The organism is Falsirhodobacter sp. alg1 (genome assembly GCF_000739715.2).
Classification (GTDB): Bacteria; Pseudomonadota; Alphaproteobacteria; order Rhodobacterales; family Rhodobacteraceae; genus Falsirhodobacter.
Window position 1 is genome coordinate 1 of the sequence record NZ_BBJC02000008.1, and the last position, 13,715, is coordinate 13,715.

A 13,715-nucleotide genomic window follows, 5' to 3' on the forward strand; every position below is an offset into this window, starting at 1 on the left:
GCAAAGTAGAAATAGCACAAGGGCCGAGGCCGGCGCCGAGGCCAACCAGCTCCAGCAGAGAACAACCATCTTCCGGTAGGGATCATCCTAGCCCCTCTGCCGCCGCCATGATGATCCGTTGAACCGATGCAACCCGGGCAAACTCCGTACGACCCGTGCGGTAGACCAACCACAACTCCTGATGCCGCTTGTGCGCAAGCGGAACGATCGACAAAGCTTCCTGATGCGGAAACGCCTCTATGCCGGAGCGGGGAAGGATAGTGTAGCCAAGACCACGAGCGACAGGGATCGGTATCTGGCCGATCTGGTTCACGAAGGTCCGTATTCGCAGATGATCCGCCCCCTTGTATTCCAAGGGGAAGTTCAACGACAGAAGGTCGTCGGCATAACCGGACCCGTCCGGATGATCCACAAAACCCAACGCATCCAGCCCCTCCAGCGAAAGCCCCCGCCACCCCTCACCAAAAGGAAGAACCAGACACAACTCCTCTCGCGTCAAGGGAAAGCTAAAATGGGATGGGTGAAGTCATATCGACTGGTTCGACATTGACCCTAACAGGTAGCAGGAGGTCGCCCACGATGGAATCACGTAATGGGAACTTGCGGGACAAGGGTGGGGAGAGGCAGTCTTTCTTACCTTATAGAATGCGCGCCGCGAAGCCGCCTTTCGCGTAGCAATACAGGGATGTCTGGCACAACTCTGCGCTTGGCAACCTGACGACGCTAAAAGCGCGTTGAGCGGGTGCTCTGATACTACCCACGCCCCCCGAGTGTACACGCGCAGTCTCCTATCAGGGCAAAGAGATCTAGGTAGAGTAATTCAAAATAGAAAACTCCCGTTTGGGGAGCGGAGCCTGTTCCAACGTTAAATGCTAACCAGCAGGTCAATCAGAAGCCCAACGAACAGAGGACGCAGAACCTCTGCAAAATGAGCGTTTACATCATTTTGGGCAACGAGCTTTACCCAATATCATTTGTGCAAAGTCCTGAGAAATTCATCTGGGATCGATCTGCATGCTGATATCTTAGGTTCGACACGCTTGGCATCAATAGAACAACTTCTCGCTGTTCCCCCTTGGAGCCCCGAGAATACCCAAGCACCAAAACTACGACCTGAAAAGCCGTATTCAAAAACTCTATGATTGTAAAATTCAGGAGTTAAAGTGGTGAGCCGACTGGGGCTCGAACCCAGGACCTACTGATTAAAAGTCAGTTGCTCTACCAACTGAGCTATCGGCTCACATCACAGGGGGCTTACTAAGGGTAGTTGCCGGGGGGGTCAAGCATGAAATGCACGACCTCTGGCAAAAAGTTGCAAAGGGGCGTATATCGCAAGCATGAACCCGATCAGTTTTCTAAAAATGCACGGCCTTGGCAACGATTTTGTTGTTATCGATTCCCGTAAAACGGAGGCTGTGACGACACCTGCCTTGGCGAAGGCCCTGGGCGACAGGCATCGCGGCGTGGGATTCGACCAATTGGCAGAGCTTCGGCCCGCCGATGATGCGGATTTTACACTGGATTTCTGGAACTCGGACGGTAGCCGGGCCGGTGCATGCGGAAATGCCAGCCGCTGTGTTGCCTCGTTGGTGATGGAAGAAATGGGTGTCTCCGCCCTGACGTTCCGGACAGAGCGGGGGATTCTGCACGCAGAGCGGTCGGGCGATCTGATTCGAGTGAACCTCGGACAGCCACAGTTGCAATGGGACCAGATCCCCTTGGCGCATGCCGTGCCGACAGAACATCTGCCGCTGGCAGGTGATCCGGTGGGCGTGGGGATGGGCAATCCGCATTGCGTATTTTTTGTGCCGGATGCCGAGGCTGTCGATCTGGCCACCCGTGGTGCCGAGGTGGAGCATGACCCCTTGTTTCCGCAGCGTACGAATGTGGAGTTTGCCAGCATGATTGCGCCAGACCATCTGCGGATGCGGGTGTGGGAGCGTGGGGCGGGAATTACACTGGCTTGCGGCACGGGCACTTGTGCAACGGCCGTGGCTGCGCATCTACGTGGGCTGACCGGGCGACGCGTCACTGTGGACGTGGACGGCGGGCGTATGGAAATAGATTGGCGTGACGATGGCGTCTGGATGACGGGGCCGGTGGCTCGGGTGTTCGAAGGCGTTCTTTCACCTGAATGGTTGGCTACGATATGAATGCGCCTGTATTCTCGACGCTTGGATGCCGCCTGAACGCCTATGAAACCGAGGCGATGAAGGAGCTTGCCCAGGAGGCGGGCCTGACCAATGCGGTCGTGGTCAATACATGCGCCGTAACGGCCGAGGCCGTGCGCAAGGCCAAACAGGAAATCCGCCGGCTTGCACGCGAGAATCCCGGTGCGCCGATTCTGGTTACTGGTTGCGCGGCGCAGACCGAACCGGAGACCTTTGCCGAAATGGACGAGGTTACGCGCGTCATCGGCAATCATGAAAAGATGCAGGCGGATACATGGCAAAGCCTGCGCGCGCCGGATTTGATCGGTGTCACCGAAAAGGTGATGGTGGATGACATCATGTCGGTCAAGGAAACAGCTGGCCATCTGATTGACGGCTTTGGCCGCCATCGCGCCTATGTGCAGGTGCAGAACGGGTGCGACCACCGCTGTACGTTCTGCATCATTCCCTTCGGGCGCGGCAATTCCCGTTCGGTTCCTGCCGGGGTGGTGGTGGAACAGATCAAACGGCTGGTTGGAAAGGGTTTCAACGAGGTTGTGCTGACAGGTGTGGATCTGACGTCATGGGGGTCGGATCTGCCCGGCCTGCCGCGGCTTGGCGATCTGGTCATGCGTATCCTGAAGCTGGTCCCGGATCTGCCTCGGTTGCGGATATCTTCGATCGATTCCATCGAGGCGGATGAAAACCTGATGCAGGCAATCGCAACAGAGCCGCGCCTGATGCCGCATCTGCATCTGTCGTTACAGGCGGGCGATGACATGATTCTCAAACGGATGAAGCGCCGCCACCTGCGGGATGATGCGATCCGCTTTTGCGAGGATGCCCGGCGCCTGCGGCCGGACATGATCTTCGGCGCCGATATCATTGCCGGTTTCCCGACCGAAACCGAAGAGATGTTCGCCAATTCATTGAAGCTGGTTGAGGACTGCGGGCTGACATTCCTGCATGTGTTCCCCTTTAGCCCGCGCAAGGGAACGCCTGCCGCGCGGATGCCGCAGGTACGTAGCCCTGCGATCCGCGACCGGGCTGGCCGTCTGCGTGCAGCAGGTGAGGCGCAGGTTGCGGCGCATCTGGCGGCGCAAATGGGAAAAACCCATCAGGTGCTGATGGAGGGCCCGCGCCGTGGCCGTACTGAGCAATTCACCGAAGTGGATTTCACCATCGACCAGCCCGAGGGGCAGATTGTTACGGCCCGTATTACCGGCGCTGCGAACGGGCGGCTGATTGCCTAACGGATGGTATCACCGCGCTGCAAACGTGGGGTCAGGGTGACAACCTCACCACCGATGAAACCTGCCGGATGCTTGGCCGCAACGATTTCGGCCGCCTGACGGCCGATTTCAGCGCGGCAGGCATCCATGGTGGCCAGACGCATGGGCAGACCGTCCAGCAGCTCCACATCATTGAATCCGGCCAGCCCCATGCGGCCCGGAATGTCGATGCCCTGCTCCAGGCAGTACAACAATCCGCCGGCCCCGATCATATCGTTGGAATAGTACAGGAAATCCAGCTCGGGAGAGCGGCCCAGAATGGCGGCCGTCATCTCGCGCCCCTTGGCTAGGGCCGAGCCGCCTTCGTAAGATTCCTGATCCTCTATCGCGATGCCCGCTTCGGCCAGCGCAGCCGAAAACCCCTCGAAACGCTTGCGCGCCCTGTGGTCATTCGTCATCCGCGTTCCAAGAAAGCCGATGCGGCGATATCCGGCAGCGATGATGGCCTCTGCCATCATGCGCCCTGCGCGGGTGTGGGAAATCCCGACGGCACTATCTATTACCGGACCGTCGGTATCCATGATCTCCACCACAGGAATGCCCGCGCTTGCCAGCATGGCCCGCACGGCCTCGTCATGCTCCAGCCCTGCCAGAATCAGCCCCGAGGGCCGCCAGGACAGCATCTCATAAACAACGCGTTCTTCCTTTTCGGGGGTATACCCCGTCACGCCGAACACGGGCTGCAACCCTGTATCCTCCAGAACAGAAGATATCGCGCCCAGCACCTCGGGAAAGACCATGTTCGAGAGGGACGGCACCACAACGCCCACCAGATTGACCCTCTGGCTGGCCAGTGCCCCCGCAATCTTGTTAGGAACATAGCCAAGCGTTTTTGCCGCGGCCAATACCTTGGCGCGTGTCGCAGGGGAAACATCGCCGCTGTTGCGCAAAACGCGGCTGACGGTCATTTCACTGACCCCCGAAGCCTCGGAAACGTCCCGCAATGTCAGAGTGCGACGGATATCGGCCATAATGTCCCCCAGATGACTGCCTCTTGTTACGCCATCCGCAAAGCCAGTCCAAGCGGGGGTTGCAGCGCGACGCGAATACCAGCAAAAGGAAAACACTGGCCCCGTGGCTCAACTGGATAGAGCAGCCCCCTCCTAAGGGGCAGGTTACAGGTTCAAGTCCTGTCGGGGTCACCACTTTTCCATATCAACGGCATCAGCCTTCTCACGGGATGCTGACAAAGCCGTCAGATCGGCGATCTTGGCCTGTACGCCGTCGGGTATCGCGATAGCCTTGCACAAAAGGACCAACCCGGAGCGTTATCTGATGCGTATCGCATTTCTATTTGCCCTGATTGCTGCCAATGCAACCGCCGCCTCTGCGGGGCCGGTCAGCTTTGCCAACGGGTGGCAGGAGCAGCGGCTTTCGGTTTTCAGCTCCAACGACTACAGCTTCGGAACCAACCTTTCGATGGTATCCGATGGTTCGGTATCAATCGCATGGACGCGCGTCGGCAGGGGGGACTGGGCGGCTTCCGGGGCCTCGTGGAACTGGACGGTGGATCAGTCGGTTCCTGCAACCGATCTTGCGCGGAAGGGCGGGGATGATCGCAATCTATCCCTATACTTCGTATTTGTTCCCCAAAGCATGGCTCCCGGCCTTGAAGGGGCCAATATCCGCAGCCTTCTGGGCAACAAGGATGTGCGGATCATCCAGTATACATGGGGCGGAAACCATAGCCGTGGGCAGGTAATTCCATCGCCTTATGGTCCAAGCGGCCAGGCTGTGACAATTCCGCTGCGGCAGGCGGGGACAGGGTCCTATGCCGAGAATGCCGACCTTTCTGCGGATTACAGCCGGTCGTTCGGCGAAGAGAAGGGGGCACTTGTCGGACTTGCCGTATCAGGTGATAGTGATGACACGAAAAGTGTGATCCGGGCAGCAATCGGCAATCTGGTGCTGCAATAGACCATCGGCGGTTTCCCGGGTCGGTAATACGCCGGGCTGCCGATTTCCGTTAAGGCAGGTATCATTCCGATGCAGGCCCGCTGATGTCATAGCGCCTCGGAATACGGGCCGTGGCTCGCCACCAGTTTGAGGCACGCGTTCGCTGCTGGTGGTGTGCAAAGGCGGCAGGGTCCGTGAAGGCTTCCTCCACATTCCAGATCAGGGGATCTTCGGCCTGCCAAACCTTGAATGACAGGCATCCGGTTTCTGCATTCGTCAGCCGGATGTGTTCAGGAAGATGCTCTCTGATGATGCTAACATCATGCATGTCGGCGCAGATCATCCTGCCGGTAAGGCGCACTATCTTGTCCATAATGGCAGGGTACTTTCTTCCGGTTCCGGTTTCCAGCGCAAGCCGGCTATAATGCGGGAAGGGCGGCCAAGCCTGCCCGTGCCCGATCCGGGTGGCAGGCAAGGGCCTTCAGGGATCCACTTTCTTATGTGCGAGCTTTGCGCGTTCTGCCACAAAATAGCTGTCGAACCGCTGTTCCAGGTCGGAACGGGATGCGCCCGATTGCTGTAAATCGTTATCGGGAAAAAGGCTGTCCTGTCTGCCGAACCACTTTGCACAAACGGCGGCGTTGGACTCTGCAAATCTTTCGCGCAGCTGCTTCAGGGTTTCGGCAGGAAACAGGTCAGACCGGCCCGAAGCCGCTTCTCCCATTTCCGCCATCAGGCGACGATTTGCGCGGCGCAGCGCCTGACCGTCGGTGCGGGCGATTGTCTGGTAATGTTTCACCAATGCCGCAGCAGGAGAGATATTCTGGCGGAATGTCGGGGCATCTGCCGGGATCAGCTCGGCCCGTCCGATTTCATGCAGAAGCGCCCCGATGCTGTCGGGTGGCGCGGTCTCTGTTGCCTCACGATACAGCATGGGATGCAGGCGGGTGCTCGGCAAGGCTGCCCATCGGTCCAGCATGCGTTCGTAATCAAGCGCCCTTATGCTGTCGGAGTTGAGAAACTTTTGCACATCATGGGCCCCGCCGTTCCATTTCACGTTCTGCTTGTACAGCGCCTCGGCCAGCCGGTCCTGCCGACGGAGAGTGACAAGTATCCGTATGTCATGACCCGCCAGTGCATCGATCAGGGGCTGCATTTGTTCAGGCGAAAGATCGGAAAAGTCCTCCGACGACAGTATCCCGTCGGTTGTATCGGGTACGGCTGCGATGTGCTTCAGAACCGGTTCGACAAGCTTTCCTGTTTCGGGGGACCCCTTCAAGAGGGCGCGCGCCAGCGGGCCGCTGTTGGGACGTGACTGCAGAAATGCGACCCCTTGCGCGCGCAGCATCTCCGAGTTTTGCAGAAGCCACCCCTGCAGTGCGGTCGTTCCGGTTTTACGCAAACCGATATGGATCCAGATACGCATTACACCCCTGATTTTCGGACACACCGTAATTCTGAAACAGTTTTCACTCGTTTATTATCAAGTGCAATTGCTGCGACGATTTTACACGTATGTGCTGCGTTAAAACGCATTTCATAAAATGACTTACCGGATTCAAGTCCGGAAATACCAGTTTTTATCGATATTTTTCAAGCAAAGACAATATCTTGTGCAAAACATTACCGGCAGGCGCCTGAATTATGTATGATCGGTGAACCGGGCCGAAAACGAATGGGCTATAGGGAGATCTTCTAACGTCGTTTCACTCAACCGTGATACGGAAAAATGTAACGTTCGGGCCGCGAATACGCTCTGAGCACCAGAACCATATCAATTTGTGGATGTATGAAGTGTCAGTGAATTGCCAAGCCACCCCTGTTGATACGCGGCAAAGCTGCGATCCTGAACTGTCCAGTTTCGGGGGCGGGTTCGCCCCATACCCTCTGCGGCCGCGGATGATCGGGGCGCGTTTCGGTCGTCCCGGTGGGGGGATGTGCACATGACCGTTCAGCCGACATCGGGCGATCCGATCCATAGAACCCCCGCCGTTGCCCCGGTTCAGGCAGGTGTCCAAAGCAGTTCCTCCTCTGCTTCGGCCGGTGCGGCCTTTGATGCGGCCACCTATGCCATTGCCGCCCACCGTCCGGAGGCTGGCCCGGCCTTGGCCGAGGCCGTTGCGGCAGATCCTGACCACATCGGCGCACAGGCCCTGATGGGATTCGCCAAATTGATGCTGGCCCGCAACGAGATGCAGCAGCCGGCGACCGAGGCGCTTGCCACGGCACAGGCGGCCTTGCAGCGCGCGGATGGTGGTACAGCTGATGAACGTCTGATGGTGCAGGCCCTTGGCCTTGCCACGGCGGGCGGTTTCGTTGCCGCCTCCGATCTGCTGGATCAGGGCTTTGTCGACCGGCCCGCGGCGCTGCTGCCATTCAAGCTATCGCACGGATTGCGGTTCATGGCGGGGGACAAGAACGGCATGCTGGCCCGGACGTCCGCAGCCGCAGCGGGCACCCTGCCCGAGGGGGCCGCAGGGGGCTTCATCCTGGGGTGCCACGCCTTTTCCCTTGAAGAGCATGGACGTTATGACGAGGCCGAAGCCATTGGCCACCGGGCGGTGCTGCTGACCCCCGAAGACAGCTGGGGCCGTCACGCGGTCAGCCATGTCCACGAGATGCGGGGCGAGGTGCAGATGGGCATCGACTGGCTGGAAAACAGCCGGAGCCACTGGTCGCGTTGCAACAACTTCTCCTTTCACATGTCGTGGCACCTGGGGCTGCTGCATCTGGAGCGTGGGGAGCATGACCGTGTGCTGACCCTGTATGATGCCGACATCCGCCCTGAACAAACCGACGATTATCGCGATCTGGCCAATGCTGTATCTATCCTGTGGCGGCTGCAACATGTGGGCGTGGATGTCGGGCATCGCTGGCAGGATCTGGCGGCGGTGGCACGCCACCGGCAGTCGGATACCACATTGATTTTTGCCTCGCTGCATACGCTTTGCGCGCTGCTGGCGATCGGGGATACCGCCGGTGTCGCGCAGATGATGGCGGCATTGGAGGCGCGCGCCCGGATCGGGGATGATCAGGGCGGCGTCGCCCGCCGCATCGGCCTGCCACTGGCCCGTCTGCTGACCGATCATGCCACTCCGCTGGAACGCCGCCATCTGGACCAGTTGGTCTGCGCGGTTCCTTCGCTGGGCGGCAGCAACGCGCAATGCGACCTGTTCCTGCTGGCGCTGGCCGATATCGCAGCCCGTGACGGCAATGGCCCGGCATCCGCCCGGATTGCCGCCCTTCGATCCACCCTGAAGTCCGAAGACCGCCTGATCCGTGAAATCGGATTGCGCGCTGCCAGCTGAACCTCAACATAAGGATGATTGCCATGACCACATTTTCGGCCAAGCCCGCGCTGTTTCCAGCCATTACCAAGACCATGATCATCAGCGCCCTTATCGCAGGGGTTCTGGCAGATATTACATGGGAAATCTGGGCGCGCGGAATCACCCCGCTGATCATCGGCGGCCCGTTGGAGCCTTCTGCGCTGGTGCAGAGCGTCTTTGGCCTGCAAAGCCACGTGCTGGCCGAACTGATCCACCTGGTCGTGGGGGTGGTCTTCTACCCGCTGGGGTACCTGTTCATTGCCCGCCCGTTGCAGCGCGCGATCCTGCCGGGCCTGCCTATGATATTGACAGCCTTGGGTTTTGGCGTCGGGTTGTGGATTTTCTCGCTTTATGTCATGGCGCATCTGTTTGCGGGGCTGCCCGCGTTTCTGGGCTTTGGTCCGATCACATGGGTCTCCCTGGTGGGCCACCTGCTGTTCGGTTTGGTCGTGGCCGTAGTTCTGCACCGTCGCGGAGTGTGACATGATCCGACCGAATGTTGCCGACACCATCGCATTGACCCTGCAGGCCCATGGCGTCCGCCACGGGTTCGGCATGCCGGGGGGGGAGGTCGTGACCATGATCGACGCCCTCGTCACCGCAGGCATCCAGTTCCATCTTGCGCGGCACGAAACAGCCGCGGCAATCATGGCAGCCGGTGTGTCCGTGCTGGAGGATGTGCCCGGATTGCTGGTGACAACGGTCGGGCCGGGGCTGACGAATGCGGTGAACGGCATTGCCGATGCATCGCAGGAACGGGTGCCGTTGCTGGTCATTTCGGGAATCGTGGACCGTCCGACGCGGGCCCGCTATACCCATCAGGTGATCGATCACGCAGCCGTTCTGCGCCCCTTCGTCAAGGCCAGCTTCGAGGTGGAGGCGGAAAGTGCCGCTGCCACCGTGACCCGCGCACTGGCGCTGGCAATGCAGCATCCGCGCGGCCCGGTGCATCTGGATCTATCGCCTGCGACGGCGGCGCTTCCTGCGCTTGATCAACCCTCGGGGCCGGTCCCTGTCAGCCTGCCCAGCCTTTGCGCCGATGATCCCGCGCTGCGCAATCTTGCGGCGCGCCTTTCGGCGGCAGAGCGCCCGCTGATCATCGCCGGGTTCGAGGCGGCCTGTCTGGGGGCCGACGTTGCAGGGCTGGGTGTGCCGGTCTTCACGACTTACAAGGCCAAGGGGATCATCCCCGAAGATCATCCGCTTGCCATGGGGGGGATCGGCCTGTCGCCTGCAGCCGACAAGATTGCCCTTGACCTGATCGCCCGGTCCGATCTGGTGCTGGCGATCGGGTATGATCCCATCGAGATGCGTTTGGGCTGGCTGGACCCTTCGGACCGCCTTGTGGAAGTGACGGGTGCGCCTGCGGATCACGCCATGCATGGCGCCAGCCTGCGCTTTCTGGCCTGCCCCGCCGAGGTGTGCGCCCTCTTGCCCGGCCTGATCACCCCGCGTCCGCAATGGCAGGACATGGCGGCGGAGACGCGCCAAGCTCTGCGCACGAAATTCGAGACGCCCAAGCCCTGGGGCCCGCATGCCATCATCGAGACGCTGAACACCGTTTCACCCGAAACCGTCGTCACCGTGGACAGTGGCGCCCACCGCATTCTGCTCTCACAGAAATGGCAGGCGATGCAGCCCCTGACGCTACTGCAATCCGCTGGGTTCTGCACGATGGCGGCCGCTTTGCCTCTTGCCATAGGGGCTGCAACGGCCACGGGCCAGCGGACGATCGCCGTCATGGGCGATGGCGGGTTGGAGATGTGCGCCGGAGAGCTTGCGACCCTGCGTGATCTGGGCCTGCCCGTAACCGTGATCGTCTTTCAGGACCAGAGCCTTGCGTTGATCGCAATGAAACAGGCGCAGGCGGGGTTGCCTTCGGGGGCTGTCACGTTGGGTCTGACCGATTTTGCCGCACTTGCCCGTGCATTCGGCGGAGCAGGGGTTACCGTTTCCGATGCCCGGACACTTGCCCAAGAGCTTGCCGATGCCCGGGACCGTGCCGGCTTCACCCTTATCGCCTGTAGGTTCGACGCCGATGACTACCGCAATTCTTTCTAAACCGGCCCATGTCGCCGTATCCGTCCGCGATCCGCGGCTGGATATGTTTCGTGGGCTGGGCATGCTGATCATTCTGGTTGCCCATATTCCGGGGAATACCTGGACATTGTGGATTCCGGCCCGGTTCGGCTTTTCCGACGCAACAGAGATGTTCGTCTTCCTCTCCGGCATGGCCTCGGCCATTGCCTTCGGCGGCACCTTTGACCGCAAGGGTGCGGGGATGCTGTTCGCCCGTGTGGCACAGCGCATCTGGCAGCTGTGGTGGGTGCACGTGTGCCTGTTCGTGGCCATTTTCGCGATGATGATCTGGGCCGGAAACACGAACACGGATCAACCTTATTTCTACACGTTGAACCTGCAGCGCTTCGTGGCCGATCCGGGGCTTATCCTTGATTTCCTGCGGCTTAGCTACGTGCCGAACTATTTCGATATTCTGCCGATGTATATCGTGATCCTGGCGCTGATGCCCGTGATGCTGCTGGCAGAACGGGTGCATGGCGCGCTGCCCTTCGCCATCATGGCGGGGCTGTGGCTGATCGCGCAAAGCCATATGCTGCAATTTCCCGCCGAACCGTGGTCGGATCGCACCTGGTTCTTTGATCCGCTGGGATGGCAATTGCTGTTCTACCTCGGGTTTTTCCTGCGCCGGGGAACGTGCCCCGCGCCCAAGGCCGAGGGCTGGGTGCTGAAGCTGGCAATCGCCGTGGTGATCCTGACCGTGCCTTTCGCATGGTTCCGCGCGCTGGAGGCGGTACCCTTCCTGAAATCGGCCGCTGTCCTGATACATCCGCTGACCGACAAAAGCGCCTTCGGTATCCTGCGCCTTGTGCATTTTCTGTCTCTGGCCATTATCTGCGTCCGTCTGGCAGGGCCGGAAGGGGTAAACCTTTCGTATCCTGCAATTGCGCCCGTCACTGAAATCCTGCGTTGTGTGGGGCAGCAATCCCTGGCCATCTTCGTGTCCAGCATGTTTCTGGCGCAGGCATTGGGGATCGTGCTGGATCATACGGGACGGAATTTCGGCACCACCGCGCTGATCAACCTGAGCGGATTTGCTATCGCGATCGCGATCGCGATGGTGATCCGATGGTTCAAATCCACCCCATGGAAGGAACGCCGCACATGAGCATGAGCCTTGAAGGCATCCGGGTTCTGGATCTGTCGCGTATTCTGGCAGGGCCGACGGCCACGCAGTTGCTTGCCGATCTGGGGGCCGAGGTCATCAAGGTGGAACGCCCGGGGTGCGGGGATGATACGCGAGGCTGGGGGCCACCCTTTGTGGAAGAGGGCTCCGACCTCTCGGCCTATTTTCTGTGTGCGAACCGCAACAAGCAATCCATCGCAATTGATTTTACCACCCCCGAGGGGGCCGATCTGATCCGCAGGCTGGTGGTGGAATGCGATGTCGTCGTTGAAAACTACAAGCCCGGGGATCTGGCTCGCCGCGGGCTGGATTATGACGATCTGGCGGCCCTGCGACCGGGATTGATCTGGTGCTCCATCACCGGATTTGGCCGCAATGGGGCGGATGCCGATCGCATCGGCTATGATTTTCTGGTGCAGGCGGTGGGGGGGATCATGTCCATCACCGGGGATCCGGAGGGTCCGCCGATGAAGGTGGGCGTCGGCATCGCGGACGTGATGTGCGGGATGTATGCGACGACGGGGATCCTTGCGGCCCTGCGCCACCGGGACCGGACGGGGGAGGGGCAGCGCGTGGATGTGGCCCTATACGACGCGCAGCTTGCATGGCTGGTGAATGCCGCAACGAATACACTTGTATCGAACAAACCGCCGCGCCGCCTTGGCAACCGGCATCCGAATATTGCCCCCTATCAGACCTATCCGACAGCGGCGGGAGATCTGGCGCTTGCCGTCGGCAATGACGCGCAATTCCGGCGCCTGATGATCGAACTGGGGGATGCGGAGCTGGGGCATGACCCGCGGTTCGCGCTGAACCGTGATCGTGTCCTGAACGTGGATGCGCTGGAGGAGGCTCTGGTGCCCCTGTTTGCGACGGCCCCTGCCGCTGCATGGGTGGATCGGCTGTCGGCGGCGGGTATTCCGGCGGGGTTGGTGCGAAGCGTCGATGACGTGCTGGACGATCCGGACACCGAGGCGCGGGGCATGGTCACAAGGGCCGAGGATGCGCCTGAAATCCGGCTTCTGGGCAACCCGTTGCATCTGTCGAAAACGCCGGTGCGCCCGCCCCGCCGTCCGCCCCATCTGGATGAGCATCGCGCCGAGGTGCTTCGGCTATTGAACCCCGACAAGGCCTGAGAGCGTTGCAGCAGCGCCGGTGATCTGCCAATAGAAACCCTGTTGGAGTGTACTGGAGCGTTTGGCGATGTTGGGGCGGTGGACAAAGGCGGCCCCTTTTACCGAGCCGGATCTGGGGCTGCTGCAGCGCCGGGATCCGACAGCGTTGCGCCGGATGGTGAACCGCCATCACGGGTCCATGGTGGGGCTGGCGCGTTCGATCCTTCGCAATGCGGCTGCGGCTGATGATGTGGTTCAAGAGGCATGGATTGCCGTTATCGCGGGCCTTCCATCCTTTGAGGGGCGTGCCAAGCTGTCGACATGGATGATGGCCATTCTGGTCAACAAGGCGCGTGCCCATGCCCGCCGCGAGGGGCGTTATGTTCCCCTGCTGGATGCCGATGACCCTTATGATGAAGTAGAGGGGCCAGAGCGCTTCGACCATACCGGACACTGGCGCGTCGCCCCCGACGATCTGGAGACACTGACACCGGAGCGCATTCTTGCCGGGCGCGAAGTCTGGAAGCAGGTGCGGGACCAGATTGACCGACTGCCCGCCGCGCAACGTGCTGTACTGATCTTACGCGACGTCGAGGGTGCGGATGCCGCCGAAACGGCAGATATTCTGGATCTGAGCGCGGAGAATCAGCGCGTTCTGCTGCATCGTGCCCGGATCCGATTGCGACGGGCCCTGGACGACCTTTCCCACCGTGGATGACCGCCTATAT

At 60.4% G+C, this 13,715-nt stretch carries 12 protein-coding genes, 2 tRNA genes and 1 pseudogene; 10 read left to right on the forward strand and 5 right to left on the reverse strand.

Features of this window, described 5'->3' with window-relative positions; all coding sequences use genetic code 11:
* Positions 1 to 82: 82 nt before the first annotated feature.
* Positions 83 to 508: pseudogene (locus TR36_RS13235) on the reverse strand (LysR substrate-binding domain-containing protein); the annotation flags it as partial.
* A gap of 656 nt (positions 509 to 1,164) precedes the next feature.
* Positions 1,165 to 1,240: transfer RNA gene (locus TR36_RS13240), tRNA-Lys, on the reverse strand.
* Positions 1,241 to 1,337: 97 nt separating this feature from the next.
* On the opposite strand from TR36_RS13240, the gene dapF reads away from it, so the two are divergent.
* Entirely contained in the window at positions 1,338 to 2,153 is an 816-nt protein-coding gene (gene dapF / locus TR36_RS13245) for a diaminopimelate epimerase (RefSeq protein WP_045388551.1), read from the forward strand.
* Positions 2,150 to 3,403 (forward strand): tRNA (N(6)-L-threonylcarbamoyladenosine(37)-C(2))-methylthiotransferase MtaB, encoded by a 1,254-nt coding sequence (mtaB, locus tag TR36_RS13250; RefSeq protein WP_045388919.1) that lies wholly within the window; start codon positions 2,150 to 2,152, stop codon positions 3,401 to 3,403. Before dapF ends, mtaB begins: the two co-directional genes overlap by 4 nt.
* Here mtaB and TR36_RS13255 read toward each other — a convergent pair.
* Positions 3,400 to 4,413, reverse strand: coding sequence for a LacI family DNA-binding transcriptional regulator (locus TR36_RS13255; RefSeq protein WP_045388553.1), 1,014 nt, complete (start codon positions 4,411 to 4,413; stop codon positions 3,400 to 3,402). The two genes, mtaB and TR36_RS13255, sit on opposite strands and share 4 nt — an antisense overlap.
* A 97-nt stretch (positions 4,414 to 4,510) precedes the next feature.
* Between TR36_RS13255 and TR36_RS13260 the strand changes: the two genes are divergently transcribed.
* Together TR36_RS13260 and TR36_RS13265 are read left to right on the forward strand one after the other, a co-directional pair.
* A tRNA-Arg gene (locus TR36_RS13260) sits at positions 4,511 to 4,587 on the forward strand.
* Between the two features lie 130 nt (positions 4,588 to 4,717).
* Positions 4,718 to 5,359 carry a DUF3047 domain-containing protein gene (locus TR36_RS13265; protein ID WP_045388554.1) on the forward strand — a complete coding sequence of 214 codons (642 nt, stop codon included), beginning with the start codon at positions 4,718 to 4,720 and terminating at the stop codon, positions 5,357 to 5,359.
* 61 nt (positions 5,360 to 5,420) lie between these two features.
* On the opposite strand, the gene TR36_RS13270 is transcribed toward TR36_RS13265, so the two are convergent.
* Both TR36_RS13270 and TR36_RS13275 read right to left on the reverse strand, forming a co-directional pair.
* Positions 5,421 to 5,666, reverse strand: coding sequence for a putative quinol monooxygenase (locus TR36_RS13270; protein ID WP_237763594.1), 246 nt, complete (start codon positions 5,664 to 5,666; stop codon positions 5,421 to 5,423).
* A 153-nt stretch (positions 5,667 to 5,819) separates the two neighbouring features.
* Entirely contained in the window at positions 5,820 to 6,764 is a 945-nt protein-coding gene (locus TR36_RS13275; RefSeq protein WP_045388558.1) for a hypothetical protein, read from the reverse strand.
* A 517-nt stretch (positions 6,765 to 7,281) separates the two neighbouring features.
* Here TR36_RS13275 and TR36_RS13280 point away from each other — a divergent pair.
* The 6 genes from TR36_RS13280 to TR36_RS13305 all read left to right on the forward strand — a co-directional run bounded on the left by TR36_RS13280 (position 7,282) and on the right by TR36_RS13305 (position 13,705).
* Complete coding sequence (locus TR36_RS13280; protein WP_202814439.1) at positions 7,282 to 8,646, forward strand: hypothetical protein; 1,365 nt, start codon at positions 7,282 to 7,284, stop codon at positions 8,644 to 8,646.
* 23 nt (positions 8,647 to 8,669) lie between these two features.
* Positions 8,670 to 9,149, forward strand: a complete 480-nt coding sequence (locus tag TR36_RS13285; protein ID WP_045388560.1) for a hypothetical protein — start codon at positions 8,670 to 8,672, stop codon at positions 9,147 to 9,149.
* Position 9,150: 1 nt separating this feature from the next.
* A complete protein-coding gene (locus TR36_RS13290; protein WP_062763474.1) occupies positions 9,151 to 10,728 on the forward strand; it encodes a thiamine pyrophosphate-binding protein in 1,578 nt (525 codons plus the stop codon).
* Positions 10,706 to 11,854, forward strand: coding sequence for an OpgC family protein (locus tag TR36_RS13295; RefSeq protein ID WP_082714974.1), 1,149 nt, complete (start codon positions 10,706 to 10,708; stop codon positions 11,852 to 11,854). Before TR36_RS13290 ends, TR36_RS13295 begins: the two co-directional genes overlap by 23 nt.
* Positions 11,851 to 13,008 carry a CaiB/BaiF CoA-transferase family protein gene (locus TR36_RS13300; RefSeq protein ID WP_153010571.1) on the forward strand — a complete coding sequence of 386 codons (1,158 nt, stop codon included), beginning with the start codon at positions 11,851 to 11,853 and terminating at the stop codon, positions 13,006 to 13,008. Before TR36_RS13295 ends, TR36_RS13300 begins: the two co-directional genes overlap by 4 nt.
* Before the next feature lie 67 nt (positions 13,009 to 13,075).
* On the forward strand, positions 13,076 to 13,705 hold the full coding sequence (locus tag TR36_RS13305) for a sigma-70 family RNA polymerase sigma factor (RefSeq protein WP_045388564.1): 630 nt from the start codon (positions 13,076 to 13,078) through the stop codon (positions 13,703 to 13,705).
* Positions 13,706 to 13,715: the final 10 nt, after the last annotated feature.

Excerpts from the sequence above, each read along its gene's own strand:
- dapF (WP_045388551.1), top strand. The coding sequence starts at position 1,338 with ATGAACCCGATCAGTTTTCTAAAAATGCACGGCCTTGGCAACGATTTT.
- mtaB (WP_045388919.1), top strand. The coding sequence starts at position 2,150 with ATGAATGCGCCTGTATTCTCGACGCTTGGATGCCGCCTGAACGCCTAT.
- TR36_RS13255 (WP_045388553.1), bottom strand. The coding sequence starts at position 4,413 with ATGGCCGATATCCGTCGCACTCTGACATTGCGGGACGTTTCCGAGGCT.
- TR36_RS13265 (WP_045388554.1), top strand. The coding sequence starts at position 4,718 with ATGCGTATCGCATTTCTATTTGCCCTGATTGCTGCCAATGCAACCGCC.
- TR36_RS13270 (WP_237763594.1), bottom strand. The coding sequence starts at position 5,666 with ATGCATGATGTTAGCATCATCAGAGAGCATCTTCCTGAACACATCCGG.
- TR36_RS13275 (WP_045388558.1), bottom strand. The coding sequence starts at position 6,764 with ATGCGTATCTGGATCCATATCGGTTTGCGTAAAACCGGAACGACCGCA.
- TR36_RS13280 (WP_202814439.1), top strand. The coding sequence starts at position 7,282 with ATGACCGTTCAGCCGACATCGGGCGATCCGATCCATAGAACCCCCGCC.
- TR36_RS13285 (WP_045388560.1), top strand. The coding sequence starts at position 8,670 with ATGACCACATTTTCGGCCAAGCCCGCGCTGTTTCCAGCCATTACCAAG.
- TR36_RS13290 (WP_062763474.1), top strand. The coding sequence starts at position 9,151 with ATGATCCGACCGAATGTTGCCGACACCATCGCATTGACCCTGCAGGCC.
- TR36_RS13295 (WP_082714974.1), top strand. The coding sequence starts at position 10,706 with ATGACTACCGCAATTCTTTCTAAACCGGCCCATGTCGCCGTATCCGTC.
- TR36_RS13300 (WP_153010571.1), top strand. The coding sequence starts at position 11,851 with ATGAGCATGAGCCTTGAAGGCATCCGGGTTCTGGATCTGTCGCGTATT.
- TR36_RS13305 (WP_045388564.1), top strand. The coding sequence starts at position 13,076 with ATGTTGGGGCGGTGGACAAAGGCGGCCCCTTTTACCGAGCCGGATCTG.